Genomic DNA, 23,150 nt, shown 5'->3' on the forward strand with positions numbered 1-23,150 from the left:
AGGTACAACAGACTATGGAAGAAGTAACGCTCGATAAGCTGGCCAAAGATGTCGGTACAACAGTTGATCGTCTGGTTCAGCAGTTCGCTGAAGCGGGCATGACCAAGAAAGCGGGTGATTCTGTTAATGAAGATGAAAAACAGAAATTACTGGCTCACTTGAACCGTCAGCATGGCGGTGGCGGCAGCTCTGAACCCAGCAAAATGACTTTAAAGCGTAAAACGAAAAGTACGTTAAGTGTTGGCGGCGGAAGAGATTCTAAATCCGTTCAGGTAGAAGTGCGCAAAAAACGCACTTATGTCAAACGTTCGGCGAGTGAAGAGCAGGAACGTGAAGAGCAAGAACGCTTAGCCAAAGAAAAAGAAGCAGAAGAAGCTAAACTTCGCGAAGAAGAGCAAAAACGCGAAGAAGAGAAGCAGCGCAAAGAAGCTGAAGCGAAAGCTAAAGTAGAGCGTGAAAAAGCTGAGAAAGAAAAAGCTGAAAAAGAGAAACTGCGTAAAGAAAAAGAGAAGGCACGTCAAAAGGCGGAAGCTGAGAAACGTGCAGCGATGACACCTGAAGAACGTGAAGCGGCAGACAAAGCGAAAGCAGAAGCCGAAAAACTGAAGCGTCAGCAGGAAGAAGAAGCCCGTAAAAAGGCTGAAAAAGAAGCGGAAGCGCAAGCGGAAGAAGCTCGTAAACTAGCTGAAGAAAATGCAAAACGCTGGGAAGAAGAAGAGCAGAAACGTAAGCAGCAAGAGCAGGAAGATGTGCACTTTACAACGTCTTCTACAGCTCAGGAAGCTGAAGACGCTCAGGACTTCGACGAAGAACGTAAAAGTCGCAAGCGCGGCAAAAAACGTCGTCGCAAAGATGAAGAAAGTGATGAAACGCCGCGTCGCGAGAAGCGTCGTAAAGGTGCTCGTCGTGGTTCATCACTGCAACAGGGCTTTAATAAGCCAGCGCAGCCGGTCGAGCGTGATGTAAAAATTGGCGAAACCATTACTGTTGGCGAACTGGCTAACCGTATGGCAATTAAAGCCAGTGAGCTTATCAAGACCATGATGAAAATGGGCGAGATGGTTACGATTAACCAAATTCTTGATCAGGACACAGCTGCCTTAGTTGTTGAAGAGCTTGGACACAAGCCCGCGCTTGTCAAAGACAATGCGTTGGAAGAGGAAGTGCTTTCTGACCGTCATGAAGGTGGTGAAGAAGCACCTCGTGCTCCGGTTGTAACGGTTATGGGTCACGTTGACCACGGTAAAACGTCGTTACTGGATTACATTCGTAAAGCGAAAGTCGCATCCGGCGAAGCGGGTGGTATTACCCAGCATATTGGTGCATACCACGTAGAAACCGGTCACGGAATGGTAACCTTCCTTGATACTCCGGGACACGCGGCCTTTACCTCGATGCGTGCACGTGGTGCCGGCGCAACCGATGTTGTTATTTTGGTTGTTGCAGCGGACGACGGCGTTATGCCACAGACCAAAGAAGCGGTTCAGCACGCGAAAGCAGCTGGCGTACCTCTGGTGGTCGCTGTAAACAAAATGGATAAAGAAGGCGCAGATCCGGATCGTGTGAAAAACGAACTGTCTCAGCTGGAAGTCATTCCGGAAGACTGGGGTGGTGACGTGCAGTTTATTCCGCTGTCAGCTCACACCGGTGAAGGGATTGACGAGCTGTTAGAAGCAATTCTGTTGCAATCTGAAGTACTGGATTTACGCGCAGAAAAAACCGGCATGGCCTCAGGTATCGTGGTTGAATCACGTCTGGATCGTGGTCGTGGACCAGTAGCGACGGTTCTTGTTCAGCGCGGTTTGTTGAAGCAAGGTGATGTTGTACTGTGTGGCCTTGAGTACGGACGTATTCGTGCCATGCGCGACGAAACCGGTAAAGAAATTAAAGAGGCCGGTCCTTCAATTCCTGTAGAAATACTTGGCTTGTCTGGTGTTCCTCAGGCAGGTGACGAAGCAACGGTTGTTAAGGACGAGCGTAAAGCACGTGAAGTAGCTAACTACCGTCAGGGTAAATACCGTGATGTGAAATTAGCGAAACAGCAAAAAGCGAAACTGGAAAACATGTTTGCGGACATGGCTGAAGGTGACGTTGCTGAACTGAACATTGTCCTGAAGTCAGACGTACAAGGCTCATTGGAAGCGATTTCTGATGCTCTGACTAAGCTGTCGACTGATGAAGTGAAAGTGAACATCATTGGTAGCGGTGTTGGTGGTATCACTGAAACCGATATTTCTCTGGCCAGTGCATCGAATGCGATTGTTGTTGGTTTTAACGTTCGTGCCGAAGCGGCCGCTAGAAAACTGGTTGAGCAAGAAAGTGTAGACTTGCGCTATTACAGCGTCATTTACGACTTGATTGACGAAGTTAAAGCAGCGATGAGCGGTATGCTGCAGCCTGAGTTCAAACAACAGATCATTGGTCTGGCAGAAGTTCGCGATGTCTTCAAATCACCTAAGATCGGTGCAATTGCCGGTTGTATGGTAACTGAAGGTATCGTCAAACGTTCAGCACCAATTCGCGTACTTCGTGACAACGTTGTTATTTACGAAGGTGAGCTTGAATCACTGCGTCGCTTTAAAGATGACGTTCAGGAAGTTCGTAACGGCATGGAATGTGGTATCGGTGTTAAGAACTACAACGATGTCAAAGAAGGCGACCAAATTGAAGTCTTCGAAACAGTCCAGATAGAACGTACGCTTTAATCAAGGACACAGTAATTTATGGCACAAGAGTTTAGCCGTACCGAAAGGGTACGGCACCAGCTACAACGAGAAATCGCTATGATCCTGCAGCGCGAGATAAAAGATCCTCGCGTTAGCATGGTCACAGTATCCGATGTGGAAGTTTCTCGCGATTTAGCTTATGCCAAGGTGTTCGTTACCTTTTTTCAAGATGACCCTGAACAAGTTAAGCAGGCGTTAAAAGTGCTGAATGAAGCATCTGGCTTTATTCGTTCTTTGTTAGGTAAACGCATTAAGGCACGCATAGTTCCGCAACTTAAATTCCAGCACGATGCCTCGTTAAATGAAGGTATTCGCATGGGTAAGCTGGTTGCAGAAGCACGCGAGCGAGATAAAAAAAGCAGTGAAAACAGCGGAGACGATTAATGTCTAAAGCTCGTCTACGCAAAGGCCGTGCAGTCACGGGCGTAGTTTTATTGAATAAACCGCAGGGCATGAGTTCAAACCATGCCCTGCAGCATGTTAAGCGCCTGTATAATGCACAAAAAGCCGGTCATACCGGAGCCCTAGATCCTTTAGCCACTGGAATTCTGCCCATCTGCCTGGGAGAAGCGACAAAGTTCTCACAGTACTTACTTGATGCCGATAAAGCGTATCGGGTTGAAGCTTTGCTAGGCGTCCGAACGACTACGAGCGACGCCGAAGGCGAAGTTGTTGAAGAAAAACCGGTTTCGGTTGATGCTAAACATATTGCCGAGGTAATTCAGAACTTTATTGGTAAGCAAGCGCAATCACCCTCTATTTATTCAGCGTTAAAGCATGAAGGCCGGCCTCTGTATTATTACGCTCGGCGCGGTATTGAGGTTCCCAAAAAGACACGCGAAATTACAATACACTCTATAGAGTTGTTGGCTGTCGAGGGAAGTAAGGTCGTTCTTCAAGTCAGTTGCAGCAAAGGTACGTACATTCGGACGCTGGTGGATGATTTGGGTCAGGCTTTGGGGTGTGGCGCACACGTTTCCAGTTTGCATCGTAATGCGGTGGCCGATATTAACGAATCGACCATGGTAACGCCGGAGCAGTTGGAAAAAGCGGCGGAGCAGGGCCAGTCTGCGCTGGATGATTTGTTGCAACCAGCTGACCTGCTGTTAGGCGAACTGCCAAAGATTACAGTAACTCAGACACAGACCAGAGACTTTCTTCATGGGCAGCCTATTCCTTTACCGGTAAGCGATGCAAATGAAGCCGAAGAGTGGCGGGTTCTTAATGAACAGTCTCAGTTTTTAGGCGTTGGCCGGGTGAAAAATATGGAATTATGGCCGCGTCGCGTTATTGCTCTTGAGTATGCTGATTTATAGTTGTTTTTGTGTTGTTAGGTGGGTATAATCGCCGCCTTCATATCGACGCTGAATTAGTGATTGGCGTCGATCATTTTGACAAACTTAGGAGTTATCATGTCACTAACTGTTGAACAGAAAGCTGAAATTGTAAAAGAATTTGGTCAAGGCGAGAACGATACGGGTTCTCCTGAAGTGCAGGTTGCGCTTTTGACAAAAAACCTGGCTGAATTACAAGACCACTTTAAATCACATAAGAAAGATCACCATTCACGTCGTGGTCTGTTACGTATGGTTAGCCGTCGTCGTAAGCTTCTTGATTACCTGAAGCGTAAAGACGAAAAACGCTATGTAGCACTTGTTGAGCGTTTAGGTATCCGTCGCTAAGACACACCAACGCATAAAGAATTTTTAAAAAGGGCCTTTTGGCCCTTTTTTTGTATTCTTTTTAGGCTTATGGGTCTTAATTTTGTCACAATTCCCTTATACTATGCGACGAGATAAATAAAGAGAGAAGACGAGTATCAATCCGGATACTCTATATTTTGAAGGTAAAGGAAAGAAACGTGAATCCAATAACTAAACAATTTCAGTACGGTCAGCATACAGTCACATTAGAAACTGGCGTAATAGCACGTCAGGCGACTGGTTCTGTACTTGCCAGCATCGATGACACAACAGTCTTAGTCACTGTTGTTGCCAAAAAAGAAGCACGTGAAGGGCAAAACTTTTTCCCGTTAACAGTCAATTACCAAGAAAAGACTTACGCAGCCGGTAAAATTCCTGGCGGTTTCTTTAAGCGTGAAGGGCGTCCTAGCGAAAACGAAACGTTAACCAGTCGCTTAATTGACCGACCAATTCGTCCATTATTTCCAGATGGCTTCATGAACGAAGTACAGGTTGTTGCTACTGTTGTTTCAGTAAACCCTCAGATTAACCCTGATATCGTCGCTTTAATTGGCGCGTCAGCAGCTTTATCCATTTCTGGTGCTCCTTTTGCAGGCCCAATTGGCGCAGCACGTGTTGGTGTGGTTAATGATGAATACGTACTAAACCCAACCGCCGACGAGTTAGAAAACTCCAAGCTGGATCTTGTGGTTGCGGGTACGGATAAAGCCGTATTAATGGTTGAATCAGAAGCTGAGTTGCTGTCTGAAGACCAAATGCTTGGTGCCGTTATGTACGGTCACGAAGCAATGCAGGACGTTATTAAAGCCATTACTGAATTTACTGCAGAAGCAGGCAAAGAGAAGTGGGACTGGCAGGCTCCTGCAAAAGATGAAAGCTTGCAGACCAAAGTTCGTGAATTGGCAGAGCAAGGTATTGGCGAAGCCTACCGCACTACCGACAAAGCAGAACGTAAAGGTAAGCTTGACCAAGTTAAAGAGCAGATGGTCGAGAAGCTAACTGCTGAAGATGAAAACGTCGATTTAGAAGAAGCCGGCAAAATCTTCCACGACCTGGAAAGTGACATTGTACGTAGCCGTATTATTGCTGGTGAAAAGCGTATCGATGGCCGCGACCCTGACATGGTTCGTGCTATTAGTGTCGCTACTGGTGTATTACCGCGTACTCACGGTTCATCATTGTTTACCCGTGGTGAGACTCAGGCGTTGGTAACTGCTACCTTAGGTACCGATCGTGATGCTCAGATGATTGACGAGCTGACTGGTATGAACACAAATCGCTTCATGCTGCATTATAACTTCCCTCCATACTGTGTTGGCGAAACGGGTATGGTTGGATCGCCAAAACGTCGTGAAATTGGTCATGGTCGTTTGGCGAAACGTGGTATTCAGGCAGTTATGCCTAGCCACGATGAATTCCCTTACACTATTCGAGTGGTTTCAGAAATTACCGAATCAAACGGTTCAAGTTCAATGGCCTCAGTTTGTGGTTCTTCATTGGCGTTAATGGACGCTGGTGTGCCAATTAAGTCTTCTGTAGCGGGTATCGCTATGGGCTTGGTTAAAGAAGGCGACAAGCACGTTGTTCTTTCCGATATCCTTGGTGATGAAGATCACTTAGGTGATATGGACTTTAAAGTAGCCGGTAACACCGATGGTATTACTGCCTTGCAAATGGACATTAAAATTGATGGTATCACTCGCGACATCATGGAAAGTGCATTAGCGCAGGCTAAATCAGCTCGCCTACACATTCTGAAAGTGATGGACGAAGCCATTGGCGGTCACCGTGAAGAGCTTTCTACTTATGCGCCTCGCTTTACCACTATCAAAATTGATCAGGACAAGATCAAAGACGTTATCGGTAAAGGTGGAGCGGTCATTCGTGAGCTGACCGAATCAACCAATACCAACATTGAGATTGGTGATGACGGTACCATTAAAGTTGCAGCAAGCGACCAGGCAGATGCCGACGCCGCTATTGAGAAAATCAAGCAGTTAACGGCTAATGTTGAAGTAGGTAAAATTTACCAGGGTAAAGTAGCGCGTATCGTAGACTTCGGTGCGTTTGTTACTGTGTTACCAGGGAAAGACGGCTTAGTTCATATTTCTCAAATTGCAGAAGAACGTGTTAATGACGTAAACGAATACCTGAAAGTTGGTGATGTCGTTCCGGTTAAAGTACTGGAAATTGATCGCCAGGGTCGTGTCCGTCTGAGCATGAAAGAAGCTGCTGAGAAAAAAGAAGAGCCAGCAACTGAAGCTCCTGCAGAACCAGCTGCTGAAGAAGAAAACAAAAGCGAAGAATAATCGTAAAGATTCTCTAAGCTTTGTTAAAAACCCCGTTTAAACGGGGTTTTTTTATGTCTGGCTTTTGCCTGTTTGGCTTCGAGTGTGCTGTAATAGAGCTATAGGTTTATTCAAAGGAAATATTATGCAGGTGCGAACAAGTAGTGCATTCATCGGAGCTCTTTTGTTGTTAGGAGCGTTGACCGGGTGTGCGTCGCAAAATTCAGTTAATCAATTGCCGGACAATGTTGTGCTTGCAGAGCCTGAGCGCGCAGAATTTCGTTATGAAATAGAGCTCGCGCGTATTGCTCAGATGTTGGGAGAGGATTTAACCCAGGAACAACGAGCAGAGCTATATTATCGCCGTGGCGCCCTATACGATGCTGTCGGACTAAGAACTCTGGCCAGAATGGATTTCACTCGTGCGTTGGAATATAACCCGAGACTAGCGGATGCCTATAATTTTTTAGGTATTCAATACACACAGTTAGAAGAATTCGATTATGCGTATGAAGCTTTTGACTCAGCAATTGAGTTGGATCCCGAGCATCGTTACGCTTATTTGAATCGAGGAATAGCTGAGTACTACGATGCAAGAACCGAGCTTTCTCAGGAAGACTTAGAGTATCATTTGGAGAAAGAACCGGAAGACCCTTACCGGGTTATTTGGCTATTTTTAGCGGAATATGAAAATGATCCGGAACAGGCGCAGATTAGTCTGGAAGAAAATTCTGAAAAGCTTGATAAAAGCGAATGGGGTTATCAGATTACGCAACTGTATGCGGATAAGCTTTCTAAAGAGGCTTTTTTAGAACGTATGACCCGTAACTTGGGTGATTCTGAAAAACTGACAGAGCGTTTATGTGAAGCTTACTTTTATTTGGGAAAGTATATGCAGATAAAAGGTGATCAGCTGGAAGCTATGAATTATTTTAAACTGGCTTTAATGACGAATGTTTATGAGTTTGTTGAGCACCGTTATGCGTCGGTTGAGTTAACGCGTATTCGTCACGCGTTATTAAACCGGTAAAGAGCCATTTGATGAAAGGACGGCTGTTAGTACTTTCTGCTTTTTTGGTTATAAGTAGCGGGTCTCATCAAGTCTTTAATTCACAGCAAACATTGAACTGGTCAGCGCATAAAGGTAATGCGAAAGCGCAATATCAATTAGCTAACCGTTATTGGCAAGACAAAAATCGCACTGCCGCTCATTACTGGTGGCAGCGCTCTGCCAAACAAAAGTATTCTCCTGCCATCGAGAGCTTAATTCGTGCTTTTCCTAAAGCTAACGACGACTGGTTAAAATTGGCTGTCGCTGCTGGTGACCCCGCCGCTAAGCGGCAAGTTGCAATGACTGAACTGACAGACGATAACATTTCAATAGGACAGTGGCAGCACCGTTGGCAAAGTGCCGATGAACCCTGGTTAAAGCAAAAGTTTGCGTTACTTGAGCGTTACCAGAAAAATGATAACTGCGATATAAGTATTAAAGTGATAGCGGCTAATCAAAGCGCAAAAAAGCGCTACCTTGATTTTTTATCGGCCGTAAAAAACTCCCCTTTTACGACCAGTAACTGGTGCATCGGTTGGGCTCTGGACGAGGAATTATCATGCACTATTGGTGATGAGCGCGGTAGAGCAAGTTGTCGTTCAGATAAAGTAGCTGACAGAACAGTGATATTGGCGGATAAGGGGATTGCGAGTGCGGACAGTCGAACATTGACATTGACCCCCGATAGCTCAGAAAAAGTTATTCAACATGAGCTAGGACATTGGCTGGGCTTTGCCGATGAGTATGCCATGTCGGAGTCTCTGGCCCGGAAATTTTGCAACGGCCATTATGAGCATGAAAGTTTAAATATTGTTGTTTCTGGCCATGCTAAGTACTATTCCAGCGACCAAATACGGGACATCTATGACAACTTACCATGGAAAAGTGAAATACCTTCATGGAAAGAAATAGCCCAGCAAGAAGGGGAGAAGTGGCGCCTGGGCAGCTCGGAAAGTCGCGATATAGGACTTTTTAAAGCTGACACCTGCAATGCTATTAGTGATAAACAAGCTTGGCGTCCGGTAAATGTCAAAACGGCGATGGAGCAGCACAATACCGGACTATGGCCAGAGCTTTATTTGAAGTTATTGCGGAAACATCAATAACTGCCGTGTAAGAAGACTATACAGAGAGCGCTACTTGAGCCAGGATAAGCACCGGACAAAGTGTTGCCAGAAACCAGATGAGCGAACGTAACTTGTCGTAGTTGCTTAAGTACGCAATGTGGTAAAGCACTCTTAACACAATGAATGAAACGCCCAGAAACTCAATTCTTTCGGTTACCTGAGAAGTGGCTATAGCAGCTAGAATTGCAGCGGCAAATAACGGGAAAGCTTCATAGGCATTGTAATGACCTGCAACAGCGCGGGCACCTCGCCCAAGTAAGCGCTGTTGCTGAGCTCTGGGATGTTTATTGTCGTAACCGTTGTCGCGATTCTGAAAATAAACCACAGGAGCCTTGGCTAAAATAGGCAAGACTCCGGCAATGAGTAAACACCACAGTAAAAGGCTCATGGTCAAGCTTCCTAATTAACGTACAGTTTCACCCGCTGCCTGCAAGTCGGCATGATAAGAAGAACGTACTAGCGGACCGCTGGCAATATGGCTGAAGCCCATTTCAACACCTGCAACGCGCAGCTCTTCAAATTCATCCGGGTGAACATAGCGGGCAACCGGAATATGGTGGCGGCTAGGCTGTAAATACTGGCCGATAGTCAACATGTCGACATCATGCGCACGGAGGTCTTTCATAACCTCCAGTATTTCTTCTTTGGTTTCGCCAAGGCCAACCATCAGCCCTGATTTAGTGCGTATATCAGGACGAGCCTCTTTGTATTTTTGCAGCAAATCTAAAGACCACTGATAGTTTGCACCTGGACGAGCTGCTTTATAAAGGCGCGGCACAGTTTCAAGGTTGTGGTTGAACACATCAGGCGCTTCATCTTTCAGGATATCAAGCGCTACTTGCATACGGCCACGAAAGTCCGGTACAAGTACTTCAACCTGAATATTGTTTTCGCTGTGTTTACGTATTTCACGAATACAATCGGCAAAATGCTGAGCCCCGCCATCGCGTAAATCATCACGATCAACTGAGGTAATAACGACATACTTCACTTTCATGTCGCGAATTGTTTTGCCCAGTTTTTCAGCTTCTTCAGGATCCGGCGGAAGAGGGCGACCATGAGCAACATCGCAGAATGGACAACGACGCGTGCAAATATCACCCAGAATCATAAAGCTGGCTGTACCGTGGTTAAAACATTCCGGTAAATTTGGACAGGAAGCTTCCTCACAAACAGAATGCAGGCCATGGCTGCGCATAGCCTGTTTAATTTCATCAATACGCTCAGTTGAAGAAGGGAGCTTCACCTTCAACCACGACGGCTTACGCAACATCTGGTCGCGTTCTGTGGGAATAATTTGTACTGGTATCAGTGCCATTTTATCGGCGTCACGCATTTTGACACCAGGTTCAACTCTAACTGGCTTTGACATAATCTTGAGCGAGTCCCGTTTGTTGAAGAATGTTGCTGTAGGAAACTGAACTAGTGAAGTGTTTTATCACTGCATTAGCGGCTTCACTAAAGCTTTCAGGACCATTGAGATCCTTGGTTTGAATCATTTTTATGCCCGATAGCCCACAAGGGTTGATCCGGGCAAAGGGTTCCATATCCATATTGACGTTTAACGCCAACCCATGGAATGAACAGCCTTTACGAATACGCAGCCCTAACGAGCAAATTTTATCATTACCAACGTAGACACCCGGAGCATCGCGTCGAGCTTGAGCATCAATACGGTAATCGGCAAGAGTCCCGATAACCGTGTTTTCAATTTGATTGACTAACTGGCGGACACCGTAATTTAGGCGACGAATATTCAGAAGAAAATAAATAACAACCTGACCCGGGCCGTGGTAGGTTACCTGCCCACCTCTGTCGACTTGAATAACGGGAATATCGCCGGGAGCCAGAATATGCTCGGCCTTTCCGGCCTGCCCTTGGGTAAACACAGGGTCATGTTCAACCACCCACAGCTCGTCTGCAGTGTGTTCGTCGCGCTGGTCGGTGAATTGTTGCATAGCATGCCATACGGGTTCGTATGGCTGCCTGCCTAATTCACGAATAATTAAGGTATCGTTCATGCCGTCATTATAACGTTTGTCTAGAACAACGGCTAGTCTTGCAACTACAGAACGTAGCGAACGTCGTCAATATCCGACAACGATCGATAAAGAATTTCAATATGTTCCTGACTTTCTACACGCACAGCGACAGAAACCGAATGATAATTGCCTTTACTGCTAGGTTTTACCGAAGGAGAATAATCACCGGGAGCATGCTCCTGTAAAACTTCGACAACTTGATCAGGAAGGCTGGCACTGGCAACCCCCATCACTTTAAAAGTAAAGTGACAAGGGAAGTCTACCAGTTCATCAAAGCGTGTCTTTTGCATCTATCTTAACCTTTATTCTTCACTAAACTGCTGTTTAATATAATCCATAATTTTCTTGAAGAAACCGCCTTCCTCAACTGCCTGCAGAGTCACTAACGGGAAAGATGCGACATCTTCATCGTTCAACTGAAGGTAGACTGTTCCAACATGCTGGCCTTTTGATAATGGCGCTTGCAACTGCTGATCAAGTTCAAAGTTAGCTTTCAGTTTGTCGCGCTGGCCTTTCGGTAAAGTAATGACCACATCTTCACTGATTCCAAGCTCAACTTCGTCAAGGTCTCCCCCCCAAATGCGATGAGAAATAAAGCTCTCACCAGCACTATAGGCTTTGACGGTTTCGTAGTAGCGGAAACCGTAGTTAAGCAGCTTTTTACTTTCTACTTTACGAGCCTGTTCGCTGTTAGTCCCCATTACCACAGCAATTAAACGTGTGCCGTCTTCAACTGCAGATGAGACAAGGCTATAACCTGCTTCGTTGGTATGTCCTGTTTTTATGCCGTCTACGTTTAAGCTGCGGTCCCAGAGTAATGAGTTGCGGTTGTACTGCTTAATGTTGTTGAAGGTGAACGACTTCTCCGCATAAAGTGCGTACTCTTCCGGCGTTTCTTCAATTAAAGCACTAGCTAAAGTCGCCATGTCACGAGCAGAAACGTACTGATCGGGGTCTGGTAAACCGTGACTGTTTGAGAAGTGGCTGTCGTTCATGCCAATTTGTTCAGCGTAGTTATTCATTAAGTCGGCAAATGCGTCTTCACTGCCGGCAATATGCTCAGCCATAGCCACGCAGGCATCGTTACCTGACGAAATAATAATGCCGCGATTCAGGTCTTCCACGCTGATTTCTTTGCCAACCTCAATGAACATTTTTGAGGACTCAGGGAAGTTCTTTGCCCAGGCATTTTCGCTAATGGTAACCATGTCGTTTGAGCTAATACGGCCGGCAAGTATTTCTTTACCAATGATATAACTTGTCATCATTTTGGTCAGGCTTGCAGGAGGAAGGCTCTCAGCAGAGTTACCTTCGGCCAGAACCTTACCCGTGGTGTGATCGATAAGTATGTAAGCTTTGGCGTTAATTGACGGCGCATTGGGAACCAATGACTGGGCCGCAAAACTTGCTGAGCTGAATAATAGGGTTACAACTGTAAAAAGGTGACAAATTTTTTTCATTGGAATTATCTTTATCTTATCGGTCAAAAGGTGAATCGAGTGCGTAATGGGGCCGGATTATATCAGTTATGATGCTTAGCGTCAGGAGTATCGGACTGACTTTGCGCTGCCTTTACGCGAAAAGCTTCCGGGTATCCTGAAGACCGTATTTGCTCCAGCAAATCGTAGCTGTCATCTTCTGAAACCGGACCCAGCATTAATTTATGTAGACCATGACTTTGTTCAGTAGTTGCAATCTCCTGAAACTTCGGCGGTAAGTCGTGTTTTAATTGCGATAAACGGTCAGGGTTTGACGATGCCACTAATTGAATGAGGTAATCAGGTCGGTTTTCTGTGGCTGTTTTTTGTGCCGCAGGCATGGGAGTATTCAAACTTATAGCCTCAATTTTGACCGGAGCTGTGCCACTGTCTAACATGTCCAGTTTATAGGCTGCAGCGAAGGATAAGTCGATAATACGTTCCGGATGAAACGGACCTCGGTCATTCACTCTGACCACAACGCTACGGTCATTTCTCAGGTTAGTGACTTTAACGTAGGTTGGCAGAGGCAGGCGTGTATGCGCAGCGGACATGCTGTACATGTCATAATACTCGCCATTAGAAGTCAGGTGCCCGTGAAACTTATTGCCGTACCAGGAAGCGTAACCTTCCTCGACATAGCCTGCTGCACTTTCCATGACTTCATAGTCATTACCCAGTACCCGGTAGTCACGGTTGCCTTGAGGACTAATAGGTTCGTGAACAGGAACGGCATTACGCAGTTCCGACTCGTTAGGTAGCCGGGTGGGGGCGCTGTCTTTGTGTTGACTGTAGCGACCCGTTGGCGAATTTGAGCAACTGCTGAGCAGAAAGGTACTCAGCAGTAATATCAATAAGCTATTCCACTTCATTCTTCAGTTGCTCACTAAACTGATAGACGGCCATCGCATATAAAGGGCTATGGTTATATCGCGTAATAACATAGAAGTTATCGTACGCTAACCAGTATTCATGGGCTTGTTCGGTTTCAAACTCGAAAACTCGCACTTTAGTCTCTTCATTGACTGCGCTGTGAGATGGAAGGTCATAGCCTTTACTTTCTATATCAGAGCGCTTTAGGTTTGGCTTCATACCGTCACTGACCAGGTCTTTCCAGTTTTGCGATTCATCAAGTGGCTGAGCAACAGGCTGCCCTTGTTGCCATTTATGCTTCGCAAAGTAATTCGCGACACTGCCTATGGCATCGACCGGATTGGTTAAAATGTCTCGCTGACCGTCGCCATCAAAATCGACGGCATAGTGGCGGTAACTGGACGAAATAAACTGTCCGAATCCCATAGCACCTGCATATGAACCCTTGGCTTCACTGACGTTCCAGCCTTCTTCGGAGGCTAACTGGAAAAATTCACCAAGTTCAGAGCGAAAGAATTTTGAACGGGGAGGGTAGTGAAAACCTAAAGTGTAAAGTGAATCAAGGACAGAGTATTTGCCCATATAACTACCATAAAAGGTTTCAACGCCAATTATAGCAACGATGATTTGTGCCGGAACGCCATATTCTTGCTCAGCGCGCTCAAGCGTATCTTTATGTTCGCGCCAAAATTTAACGCCCGACTCAAGACGCTTTTCCGTGAGGAAAATAGGGTAATATTGATACCAGGGTTTGGCTTCCCATGGGCGCTGGATTGCTTCAAGCACTTCTTCATTTTTGTTGGCTTTTGAAAGCCATTGACGAACTTTGTCTTCATCAAGCTGATGTTCTTGAACCTGCTCTTGAATAAAATCTTCAACTTCACTCGACTGCTGTTGAGCCGTTGCATAAAAACTGGTTGTAGCGGTAAGCAAAGCTAACCCAAATAAAGCGCGCATAGGAATCCCCTGTTTAGCCATTTTTCATTACCAGGCGATGGTGGGTCGCAATGGACATCAAAATGCCAAACCCGGCCATCAGCGTCACCATTGAGGTGCCCCCGTAACTGATTAAAGGTAATGGTACCCCAACCACAGGTAAGAGTCCTGAAACCATACCAATATTTACAAAAACATAAACGAAGAAAGTTAGTGTCAAAGAGCCCGCCAAGAGTTTGCTAAAAATATCCTGTGTTTGCAGAGCGATAATTAAGCCTCGCAAAATAACAAAGCCATAGAGGGCAAGCAGAAGGATAACGCCGGTAAGCCCAAACTCTTCGCTAAACACTGAGAAAATAAAGTCCGTATGGCGTTCAGGTAAAAACTCTAGTTGAGACTGCGTGCCTTGCAACCAGCCTTTGCCATCTATCCCACCAGAGCCGATGGCTATTTTTGACTGGATAATGTGGTAACCGGAACCCAGAGGATCGCGCTCAGGGTTCAAAAAAGTTAATACGCGTTGGCGCTGATAGTCGTGCATAAGGTAGAACCAGAGAACCGGCGTAAAAGCGGCAGCTGTAATCCCTGCAGTGGTGACAAGCTTCCAACTGAGTCCGGCGAGGAAAATGACGAAAATTCCTGCGCAGGCTACGAGTAGGGATGTCCCTAAATCTGGCTGTCGAGCAATGAGTAAAGTGGGAATAATAACCAGAACTAAAGCCCCAAACAGCCGGTAAATTGAAGGCGGAATGGGACGCTGATTCATATACCAGGCCAACATTAGTGGCATAGCTAACTTCATAATCTCTGACGGTTGTATGGTTAACGGGCCAATATCCAACCAGCGTTGTGCGCCTTTTCCCATTTCGCCAAAAGCAAGTACTGCGATTAGTAACAGTACTCCCACAATAAAAGCAGGCACTGCAAAACGTGACAGAGCGCGGGGAGGAATTTGCGCAACGATGAAAAGGACGACAAATGACAAACCAATGCGAACGGATTGTCTTTTTACAACATCAATGTCCTGACCTGCAGCGCTGTAGATAACAAAAAGGCTGACAATCGACAGGATGATCAAAGGGAGAAGAAGCGGTCCATCAATGTGGAGCTTCTTTAGTAACGGATTGCGTTGGCGCTCTTCAGTCGTCAGCATTAGTATTTTCCTGCTGTTTATTGCCGTTATTAAAGCGAGTATGCCAAAGATCAAGCATTTTTCTTGCGACCGGAGCTGCCACGCTTCCGCCGCCACCCAGAGAGTTTTCAATGGTTACCACAACAATAACTTTGGGGTCATCAGCTGGTGCATAACCGACATACATGGCGTTGTCCCGGTAGCGTTCTGCGATATCTTCGGCATTGTATTCTTCTTCTTGTCCCAGGCTTCTTACCTGAGCAGTCCCTGTTTTTCCCGCGGATGAATAGGGGGCGTCTTTAAAGGCAGACTGCGCTGTTCCTTTTTGCTCCATGTTAACGTTACGCATTGCTTTAGTAATGATTTCCCAGTTATTACTGTCCTTTAACTTTAACGGTTCGCGATGAGTAATTAACGCCTCTTCAAATTCGCCGTCCTGTATTTTGCCTTTCAGTAGACGAGGAACCAGGTGTTCGCCTTTATTTGCAACCATTGCGGTAGCTACCGCCAATTGCATTGGGGTTGCCGTCCAGTAGCTTTGACCTATACCGACCGATAGTGTTTCGCCAGCGTACCAGGGCTGGCCAAAGCGGGCTCGTTTCCAGCCGCGAGATGGCATCAGAGCGGATACTTCTTCATGAAGATCAATACCGGTTTTCTGACCAAACCCAAACTGTTCCATAAAGCTGGATATTTTATCGACCCCCAGTTTTAACGCTAAGTCGTAGTAGAAGGTGTCGCAACTTTCAGTAATTGCTGTTTCTACATCAACCCAACCGTGCCCCCAGGCCAGCCAGTCCCGGTAACGCCTGTCGACACCTTTAATTTCAAACCAGCCGGGGTCCCAGATGCGGGTTTTTTCTGTAATGGTTCCGTCTTCTAATCCAAGCAAACCAATTTGCGGTTTTACTGTCGATGCAGGGGGATATGCCCCCTGAGTGACCCGGTTTAACAGAGGGCTTTGGGTTGAGTTTAATAAAGATTGATACTGTTTGACGGAAATACCGTTGACGAACCAGTTAGGATCATAACTCGGCGTACTGGTCATGGAGAGAATTCCGCCGGTTGTTGCATCCATTAAAATAATAGAACCTCGTTGTTCGCCCAATAATTCAGCCGCTTTGCGTTGCAACTCTAGGTCCAGTTCTAAGACAATATCCTGACCGGGTGTTGGCGCTTCTATACTGAGTGTGCGCACGGCTCTGCCACGGTTATTAACTTCAACACTCTGGTAACCAACTTCACCATGTAATTCTTTTTCGTAATACTTCTCAATGCCGAGTTTACCAATGGTTCTGCTGGCTGCGTAATTGGGTAGTTCTCCGCTTTCACGGAGTTTCTCTACATCGTTACGATTAATTTTCGCAACGTAACCCACGGCGTGCGTTAACAGTTCCTTGTGAGGGTAGTTACGTATTAGCCGTGCTTCAATACTAACGCCCGGATATTTATGTTGCTGCGCTGCAAAGATAGCAAGCTGCTGCTCATTCAGGTCGTCCAGTAGGGGGACATTGTTAAATCGCCGCTGGTTTTTCAGGTTCCGATAAAAACGATCAATAGTGGTATCCGGAAAGCTCAGCAATTTCTGAAGTTGACTCAGGGTGCTGTCCAAATCATCGATTTCTTCAGGAGTGACATCTAAACTATAAATAGGAGTGTTTTCAGCAAGCAAAACGCCGTTACGGTCATAGATTAAGCCCCTGTTAGGTGCCAGCGGCAGCAGCTTTATCCGGTTATCGTTGGAACGGGTCTGAAGTTCATTATGTTCACTAACCTGCAAGTGATACATGTTTGACGCTAACGCAACAAAAGCGGCCACGACAATCACCATCGCGACTAAAACGCGACGCCCAAAAACGGCTGCTTCGGTATCATGATCACGTATGTGGGTGCGCTGACGCATTGTTATTATTATTCTCTATGGTACGGATGATTGTTATTTAGGCTCCAGGCCCTATATAAACTCTCTGCGACAATTAACCTTACCACTGGATGGGGCAGAGTGAGTTTAGACAATGACCAGCGTTGTTCAGCTGCAGCCAGGCACTCATCAGAGAGGCCTTCGGGTCCGCCTATCAACAGAGTGACATCTCTGCCATCCATTTGCCACTTTTCTAACTGTTGAGCAAGTTTAGGTGTGTCCCAGGCCTGACCTGTGACCTCTAAAGTGACAATTCGGTTCCCTTTAGGTATTGCTTGCAGAAGTAATTTACCTTCTTGCTGCATAACGCGCTTTAAATCCGCTTTGCGGGTACGTTTTTGAGCAGCAATTTCATGTAAAACCAGTTTGCAATCTGCCGGGAACCGCTTTTTGTATTCGTTAAAGCCTTCAGTAACCCACGTGGGCATTTTGGTGCCAACGGCGAGTAATTGAATTTGCACTTACTGGCCCCAGAGTTTTTCTAATTGATAGAAATCGCGAATGCTATCCTGCATTACATGCACCACGACATCACCAAGGTCAACCAAAACCCACTCAGATTGTTCACCACCTTCAACGCCAATTGGAGGTGTACCAGCATGTTTCGCCTCTGTAGCGACATGTTCAGCAATACTTCGTACATGCGTTTTCGAGCTGCCAGAGCAGATGATCATGTAGTCAACAACGTCAGTTTTATCATGAACATCTAAAATTTGAACGTCACGACCTTTAAGATCATCGATTTTATCAATGACAAATTCACGCAATTCTTCTGCCTGCAAAAGATTTTCTCCGATTTGAGGATTAAAACCCGAAGTTTAACAGAAATTAAGAAAAGTGTTCAGTCACAAATACAGCTGATGTTGCCTTATGTAGTCATAAACACTGGAGGGTAGGGGGAGGTTAGGTTTGCGTTGCTGCAATTGTTCGCGTAGTTCAGTCGCTGAAACATCAACCATCGGGGTTTGTGCAATATAGACATAACCTGAAGATTGTTCGGTTAAATCTTTTTTGTGTTTCGTCAGATGCGTTGCAATAAAGGACTTTAGCTCGTCATCCTGAGGGCTGAAGTCTACGCCGGCTCGCGGCATAACAATCAGGTGTGCGTTATCGGTAAGTTGTGTCCAGTTATGCCATTTATGGAGACTCATTAAGGAGTCCATACCCATAACAAAGAGCAGAATGTCATTGGGAAAGCGCTCTTTAAACTCGCTTAATGTATGAGCGGTGTAGGAAAGTCGGTCTTGTTTTAATTCCCAGTCTTCAGCCGTAAAAGCAGGGTGTTGCTGACAGGCAAGCTTCACCATTTCCAATCTTTGCCGGGCACTGGCGCAGGGTTGAGGCCGGTGCGGAGGCACGGCGCTTGGCATGAGCGACAAAGTAGCAATGTCCAGTTCATCGACCAGAGCTGAGGCTGTTTCTAAATGTCCGTTGTGAATGGGATCAAAAGTTCCGCCAAAGAATGCTCGTATCATAAATGAATAAACTGCTCATTAGGCTCAATGCCGTGACTAAATACAGAAAGAGTCTGATTAATGGCATCAGCGTTGTTGCAACACAGTAAACTGAGAAGGTGCGTCGTTAATATCAGAGGCGACTCGCCGCTGTCGAGCTTTAATGCAGCCTCGATTCTTTCAATAAGTCTTTGTGCGCCAAGCAGCGTTTTTTGGCTCAGCTGAGAGGCTCGTTTATGATAGCCGGGTTGCTGATTCGGCCAAATCATAAACTGCCGGAACAGGGCGTTTGTATCAGCCTGTGTTTGTTGCGCCTTTTGCAGAGCCGATAACAGTTGCACCTCGCGTTGGAGGATCCAGATGAGCCGATGGAAATCGTTTTCTTCATCTAACAAGCGATTTAACCGATGCAAAGCGTCTTCGTAGTCCTGTTGCTGAATACTCTCCTGAAGCGCAAATACGCTGAAGCGGCTAACATCATCAATAGATGTTTGCAGAAATTCTTCGGTAATGATTCCGTCATTGCTCAGAAGTTGCCACTTACTGAGCTCCTGATCCAGAGCTAATAAGTTGCCTTCAAACCAGTCCGATAACTTTTCAGGAACGCCTGTAGCTAAGGTTAATTGATAACGTTGAGCTCGTTGATGAATAAATGCCGGCAGTTGGGATTTATCCGGGCTTTGTGTCCGGACTAAAGGGCCGCGTTCCGCCAGCGCTTTGAACCAGCGGCTGTTTTGAGTTTCTTTTTTAAGGCGATCACCAATAACAACGAATATGTCGTTTTCAGACTGATTTTGTGCATATTCGGTTAAAGCCGCAGAGCCGTCACGACCCGGCTTATTATCCGGAAGCTCAAGTTCCAGCAAACGTTTATTTCCGAACAGGCTCATTGACTGTTCACCGGAAGAAAGCTGTTGCCAGTCAAAGTCCTTACTTTGCAGCCAGTGTATGCGTTCGAGATCATCGGAGGATAAGTACTTACGAATGCTACTTAGTGCGTCATTCCTGAGTAAAAGGTCATCACCAAATACCAACAAAACGGATGGAACGCCATTTTGCTGCAAGTAGTGTTCAAGCTTTTCAGGATAAATGGTTTGCATTGCTTTAAGGTTTTACTCCGACATTTCGGAAATGATTTGCTGCAAAATAAGACGAGAAGCTTCCGCTCTCATTTCATCGACCAGCATTTCGCGTTCACGGGTTTTTGCCAGAGCAAAGTTTGGATCGTCCTGGTAATCCCGGGCGACTTCAACCGTGCGTTCAAGTAATAAACGCTGGTTTTGTATTAATTGATAGTTAACCTGGTACAGCAATTCATATTCGGCAACCTGGCCGCTTTCGAACAAAGACAATGTTCTTCGCTCTAATTTGTCGGAAGTTAAGTGAACCGTTATTGGTTGTGCTTCCTCTGAAAGTTTAATGCCAGAATGCGCAAAGCGTTGCTGCATATGCTCATTGAGCTCTTTTGACACCTGACTTTTCAGAGAAACCGACTGCAGTGTTTCGGGCAATTGATAGTTCCCGCGCAGCTGAAAGCCACAACCGGTTAGGGTGGCTATCAGCACTAGGATGAGAACAAGGTTTAACGTTGCGCGCATAGCTTATCCAACAACAATATTGAGGATTTTCCCGGGAACATAGATCTTCTTACGAATCTCTTTTCCTTCGGTGTACTTCTGTACAGAGTCTTCCTCAAACGCAATTTGTTCAACTTGCTCTGCTGAAGCATCGGCAGGTACTGTCAGTTTAGCGCGGACTTTGCCATTAATTTGCACCACAATCAGCTTTTCGTCTTCAACCAACGCACTTTCATCGACGCTTGGCCATTGAGCGAACGCCAGAGGTTCTTCATGGCCAAGTTCTTGCCACAATTGCTCGCAAATGTGCGGTGTAATAGGAGCTAGCATGCGCACCATGGCGTCTATCGATTCAGCCAGTATTTGTCTGTCTGCCTCGGTTTCCAGTGGCGCTTTTTGCAGGTGGTTTAACAGCTCCATAATTGCTGCTATCGCGGTGTTGAAGTGTTGGCGACGACCCATGTCGTCACTGACTTTAGCGATGGTCTTATGCAGTTCGCGGCGCAGTTGCTTTTGATCTGAGTTTAAACTGTGGCCGTTGCATGCACCACCCGCATTAACTAAGTCGTAAGTCAGCTTCCATAAGCGGCGCAAAAAGCGTTGCGCTCCTTCAACACCCGAGTCTGACCATTCCAGGGTCATTTCAGGTGGCGCCGCAAACATCATAAATAAGCGGACGGTGTCGGCACCGTAGCGCTCAACCATGGTTTGCGGGTCGATACCGTTGTTCTTCGACTTTGACATTTTGCTCATGCCGCCTATAGCAACCGGCTGGCCGTCTTGCTTATGTTTAGCTCCGGCAATAGCGCCTTTGTCATCGCGTTCAATATCAACGTCAAGAGGGGATACCCACTGCTTGCCGCCTTTCTCGTCTTCGCGGTAATAGCTGTCGGCTAAAACCATGCCCTGACAGAGCAGGCGTTTGAATGGCTCGTCAGAGTCAACCAGCCCTGTGTCGCGCAACAGCTTATGGAAGAAGCGAGCGTACAATAAATGCAGAATTGCGTGTTCAATACCACCAATGTATTGATCAACCGGCAACCAGTAATTGGCTTTTTCTGGATCCAGCATGGCGTCATCGGTTTGTGCGCTACAGTAACGAGCGTAGTACCACGACGATTCCATGAAAGTATCGAAGGTATCGGTTTCATGCTCTGCCGGTTGACCGTTGTATTCCGTTTTGCGCCATTCCGGGTCGGATTTAATTGGCGAGTTAACACCATCCATGACCACATCTTCCGGCAGTTTAACCGGCAGTTGGTCTTCTGGAACCGGCACAGATTCACCATTTTCCAGGTTCAACATAGGAATAGGAGTGCCCCAGTAACGCTGACGTGATACACCCCAGTCGCGCAGGCGGTAATTGACTTTACGCTCGCCAATACCTTTTTCTTTTAATTCAGTGGCAATGGCGTCAAAGGCTTGTGCAGAACTCATGCCGTCGTAAGGCCCGGAGTTAATGACGGTGCCTTTTTCGGTAATAGCCGCTTTTTGAATATCACTGTCGCCGCTAATAGGCTCAATAACCGGGCGAATCTCCAGCTTGTATTTAGTTGCAAATTCCCAGTCACGCTGGTCGTGTGCCGGCACTGCCATAACGGCGCCAGAGCCATAGTCCATTAAAACAAAGTTAGCGACCCAAATAGGGATCTCTTCACCTGTCATTGGGTGAGTGGCTTTAATGCCGGTGTCCATGCCCAGCTTTTCCATTGTTGCAATGTCGGCTTCTGCGACTTTGCTGTTCTTACAATCTTCAATGAAGCTAGCCAGTTCAGGGTTATTTTTTGCGGCTTCAATAGCTAACGGATGTTGTGCGGCAACACCCATATAGGTAACACCGTATAGAGTGTCGGGACGCGTGGTATAAACACGTAAACTTTCACCAGTGGCTGCAACTTTAAAGTCAATTTCGACGCCTTCAGAGCGGCCAATCCAGTTACGTTGCATGGCCTTAACTTGCTCTGGCCAGCCATCCAGTTGCTCAAGGTCATTCAATAACTCTTCAGCGTAATCGGTAATTTTAATAAACCACTGAGGAATTTCTTTTTGTTCTACTTTGGCACCTGAACGCCAGCCGCGCCCATCAATAACCTGTTCATTAGCCAGAACCGTTTGATCAACCGGATCCCAGTTGACGGTTGCGTTCTTTTTATAGACCAGCCCTTTTTCATACAGCTTAGTGAAGAACCATTGCTCCCAGCGGTAGTAATCAGGGGAACAAGTTGCAAGCTCACGCTTCCAGTCATAGCCAAAGCCAAGACTTTTAAGCTGTTCGCGCATATAGTCGATATTTTGGTAAGTCCATTTAGCCGGCGCCGTTTTATTTTGTATTGCGGCATTTTCAGCAGGTAGTCCAAAGGCGTCCCATCCCATGGGTTGCATGACATTTTTTCCGAGCATGCGCTGATGGCGACTAATAACATCACCTAAGGTGTAGTTACGAACGTGTCCCATGTGCAATTTACCACTGGGGTAGGGGAACATGGACAGGCAATAGAACTTATCCTTGCCCGGTTGTTCTTTCGCCGTAAATACGTCTTGCTCCTGCCAGCGTTTTTGCATGGCAGATTCGATTTTGCTCGGGTTGTATTGTTCTTGCATAATTCCTGCTGATTCCGGTTGAATTTAAGTGTCGGCTTAGCTAATTGCGTACCACATAAGAAGCATAATGATAATGCCGGCCAGACCAAAGAAACCGTTTTCAAAAACAGCGCGCTGTTTGACTTCGGCTGGCTCTGACTTATCAATGCCGAAAAGCATAAGCCAGGAGCTTAATCCAAGACCACCTGCAGCAATAAGCACAGCAAAAAGAATGGCATCAAAAATATTTTCCATAATGATA

General features: G+C 46.3%; 23 protein-coding genes. 7 read left to right on the forward strand and 16 right to left on the reverse strand.

Going from position 1 to position 23,150, the window contains the following annotated elements:
* Positions 1-14: 14 nt before the first annotated feature.
* From infB to K5X84_RS04375, 7 genes are all read left to right on the forward strand, one after another.
* The gene (infB, locus tag K5X84_RS04345) at positions 15-2,705 is read left to right on the forward strand and encodes a translation initiation factor IF-2 (RefSeq protein ID WP_054487063.1); all 2,691 of its coding nucleotides are present in this window, start codon (positions 15-17) and stop codon (positions 2,703-2,705) included.
* A gap of 18 nt (positions 2,706-2,723) precedes the next feature.
* Positions 2,724-3,110 carry a 30S ribosome-binding factor RbfA gene (rbfA, locus tag K5X84_RS04350; RefSeq protein ID WP_054487065.1) on the forward strand — a complete coding sequence of 129 codons (387 nt, stop codon included), beginning with the start codon at positions 2,724-2,726 and terminating at the stop codon, positions 3,108-3,110.
* Positions 3,110-4,042 carry a tRNA pseudouridine(55) synthase TruB gene (gene truB / locus K5X84_RS04355; RefSeq protein ID WP_222236770.1) on the forward strand — a complete coding sequence of 311 codons (933 nt, stop codon included), beginning with the start codon at positions 3,110-3,112 and terminating at the stop codon, positions 4,040-4,042. The genes rbfA and truB overlap by 1 nt, the downstream gene beginning before the upstream one ends.
* A gap of 96 nt (positions 4,043-4,138) precedes the next feature.
* On the forward strand, positions 4,139-4,408 hold the full coding sequence (gene rpsO / locus K5X84_RS04360) for a 30S ribosomal protein S15 (protein ID WP_054487070.1): 270 nt from the start codon (positions 4,139-4,141) through the stop codon (positions 4,406-4,408).
* A 179-nt stretch (positions 4,409-4,587) separates the two neighbouring features.
* Positions 4,588-6,738, forward strand: a complete 2,151-nt coding sequence (pnp, locus tag K5X84_RS04365; RefSeq protein WP_199494427.1) for a polyribonucleotide nucleotidyltransferase — start codon at positions 4,588-4,590, stop codon at positions 6,736-6,738.
* Positions 6,739-6,862: 124 nt separating this feature from the next.
* On the forward strand, positions 6,863-7,747 hold the full coding sequence (gene nlpI, locus K5X84_RS04370) for a lipoprotein NlpI (protein WP_199494428.1): 885 nt from the start codon (positions 6,863-6,865) through the stop codon (positions 7,745-7,747).
* Between the two features lie 11 nt (positions 7,748-7,758).
* Complete coding sequence (locus K5X84_RS04375) at positions 7,759-8,874, forward strand: SEL1-like repeat protein (RefSeq protein ID WP_222236771.1); 1,116 nt, start codon at positions 7,759-7,761, stop codon at positions 8,872-8,874.
* Between the two features lie 16 nt (positions 8,875-8,890).
* On the opposite strand, the gene K5X84_RS04380 is transcribed toward K5X84_RS04375, so the two are convergent.
* The 16 genes from K5X84_RS04380 to K5X84_RS04455 form a co-directional block, all read right to left on the reverse strand.
* A complete protein-coding gene (locus tag K5X84_RS04380; RefSeq protein ID WP_199494430.1) occupies positions 8,891-9,283 on the reverse strand; it encodes an MAPEG family protein in 393 nt (130 codons plus the stop codon).
* A 15-nt stretch (positions 9,284-9,298) separates the two neighbouring features.
* Positions 9,299-10,267: a lipoyl synthase gene (lipA, locus tag K5X84_RS04385; protein WP_054487081.1), complete on the reverse strand. Its 969-nt coding sequence runs from the start codon at positions 10,265-10,267 to the stop codon at positions 9,299-9,301.
* Positions 10,251-10,916: a lipoyl(octanoyl) transferase LipB gene (gene lipB, locus K5X84_RS04390; RefSeq protein WP_054487083.1), complete on the reverse strand. Its 666-nt coding sequence runs from the start codon at positions 10,914-10,916 to the stop codon at positions 10,251-10,253. The genes lipA and lipB overlap by 17 nt, the downstream gene beginning before the upstream one ends.
* A 44-nt stretch (positions 10,917-10,960) precedes the next feature.
* Positions 10,961-11,227 carry a DUF493 family protein YbeD gene (ybeD, locus tag K5X84_RS04395; protein ID WP_054487085.1) on the reverse strand — a complete coding sequence of 89 codons (267 nt, stop codon included), beginning with the start codon at positions 11,225-11,227 and terminating at the stop codon, positions 10,961-10,963.
* A 12-nt stretch (positions 11,228-11,239) separates the two neighbouring features.
* Positions 11,240-12,397: a D-alanyl-D-alanine carboxypeptidase family protein gene (locus K5X84_RS04400; protein WP_199494431.1), complete on the reverse strand. Its 1,158-nt coding sequence runs from the start codon at positions 12,395-12,397 to the stop codon at positions 11,240-11,242.
* Positions 12,398-12,459: 62 nt separating this feature from the next.
* Complete coding sequence (locus tag K5X84_RS04405) at positions 12,460-13,287, reverse strand: septal ring lytic transglycosylase RlpA family protein (protein WP_222236772.1); 828 nt, start codon at positions 13,285-13,287, stop codon at positions 12,460-12,462.
* Positions 13,274-14,245 (reverse strand): lytic murein transglycosylase B, encoded by a 972-nt coding sequence (mltB, locus tag K5X84_RS04410; RefSeq protein WP_222236773.1) that lies wholly within the window; start codon positions 14,243-14,245, stop codon positions 13,274-13,276. The genes K5X84_RS04405 and mltB overlap by 14 nt, the downstream gene beginning before the upstream one ends.
* A gap of 13 nt (positions 14,246-14,258) precedes the next feature.
* Positions 14,259-15,377 carry a rod shape-determining protein RodA gene (gene rodA, locus K5X84_RS04415; RefSeq protein WP_199494434.1) on the reverse strand — a complete coding sequence of 373 codons (1,119 nt, stop codon included), beginning with the start codon at positions 15,375-15,377 and terminating at the stop codon, positions 14,259-14,261.
* Entirely contained in the window at positions 15,364-17,259 is a 1,896-nt protein-coding gene (gene mrdA / locus K5X84_RS04420; protein WP_199494435.1) for a penicillin-binding protein 2, read from the reverse strand. Before mrdA ends, rodA begins: the two co-directional genes overlap by 14 nt.
* A gap of 8 nt (positions 17,260-17,267) precedes the next feature.
* The gene (gene rlmH / locus K5X84_RS04425; RefSeq protein WP_054487098.1) at positions 17,268-17,738 is read right to left on the reverse strand and encodes a 23S rRNA (pseudouridine(1915)-N(3))-methyltransferase RlmH; all 471 of its coding nucleotides are present in this window, start codon (positions 17,736-17,738) and stop codon (positions 17,268-17,270) included.
* Positions 17,739-18,059, reverse strand: a complete 321-nt coding sequence (rsfS, locus tag K5X84_RS04430) for a ribosome silencing factor (RefSeq protein ID WP_199494436.1) — start codon at positions 18,057-18,059, stop codon at positions 17,739-17,741.
* 63 nt (positions 18,060-18,122) lie between these two features.
* A complete protein-coding gene (nadD, locus tag K5X84_RS04435; protein ID WP_222236774.1) occupies positions 18,123-18,752 on the reverse strand; it encodes a nicotinate-nucleotide adenylyltransferase in 630 nt (209 codons plus the stop codon).
* On the reverse strand, positions 18,749-19,831 hold the full coding sequence (gene holA, locus K5X84_RS04440; protein ID WP_222236775.1) for a DNA polymerase III subunit delta: 1,083 nt from the start codon (positions 19,829-19,831) through the stop codon (positions 18,749-18,751). Before holA ends, nadD begins: the two co-directional genes overlap by 4 nt.
* Positions 19,832-19,843: 12 nt before the next feature.
* A complete protein-coding gene (locus K5X84_RS04445) occupies positions 19,844-20,329 on the reverse strand; it encodes an LPS-assembly lipoprotein LptE (protein ID WP_054487107.1) in 486 nt (161 codons plus the stop codon).
* A gap of 3 nt (positions 20,330-20,332) precedes the next feature.
* Positions 20,333-22,909 carry a leucine--tRNA ligase gene (gene leuS, locus K5X84_RS04450; protein ID WP_199494440.1) on the reverse strand — a complete coding sequence of 859 codons (2,577 nt, stop codon included), beginning with the start codon at positions 22,907-22,909 and terminating at the stop codon, positions 20,333-20,335.
* A 36-nt stretch (positions 22,910-22,945) separates the two neighbouring features.
* Positions 22,946-23,143 carry a hypothetical protein gene (locus tag K5X84_RS04455; protein ID WP_054487112.1) on the reverse strand — a complete coding sequence of 66 codons (198 nt, stop codon included), beginning with the start codon at positions 23,141-23,143 and terminating at the stop codon, positions 22,946-22,948.
* Positions 23,144-23,150 lie beyond the last annotated feature (7 nt).

This window comes from Idiomarina abyssalis, assembly GCF_019797805.1.
Classification (GTDB): Bacteria; Pseudomonadota; Gammaproteobacteria; order Enterobacterales; family Alteromonadaceae; genus Idiomarina; species Idiomarina abyssalis.